Source organism: Agrobacterium sp. MCAB5 (assembly GCF_052114365.1).
Classification (GTDB): domain Bacteria; phylum Pseudomonadota; class Alphaproteobacteria; order Rhizobiales; family Rhizobiaceae; genus Agrobacterium; species Agrobacterium tumefaciens.
In genome coordinates this window covers 1-379 of the sequence record NZ_JBFREP010000343.1, presented here as the reverse complement: position 1 = coordinate 379, position 379 = coordinate 1, and the positions used below count along the sequence as shown (strand labels likewise).

At 56.5% G+C, this 379-nt stretch carries 1 protein-coding gene; it reads right to left on the bottom strand.

Annotated elements, in window-relative coordinates:
• Positions 1 to 293 (bottom strand): hypothetical protein (locus AB4Z23_RS28940; protein ID WP_441361364.1); only part of this gene is annotated, 293 nt, incomplete at its 3' end.
• Positions 294 to 379 lie beyond the last annotated feature (86 nt).

The following is a 379-nucleotide window of genomic DNA, read 5'->3' as shown; positions in this document are numbered from 1 at the left end:
GTGCTGTCATCACCCGTCTTTCCGGTGTGTCCCCCTTTGGTTTTTTCACTATCAATCTGGTCATTGCTTTGGTCTGGGGGATAGTCGTGACGACCGCCGGCCATTTTTTTGCAAACGCGATCGAAACAGCTTTTGGCCATTTGGGATTCTACCCTGACCTCGTTGTTGCGCTGGTGATCGTTCGGATCGTTTGGGGACTGGTCATTTGTCTCACACAAAACGAGCCAGGACCTCCAGGCCGAGCTGCGTTTGGCGGCAGAAGACAAGCCACGCTGTGCAATCATCCGCAACATCTGGCGTGCCCTGGAGACCTGAGCGCGAAATCGGAGACACCGCCACAAGCCGGGCGCAATCAAGACCCGCTCAGGCAGCCTGCGAC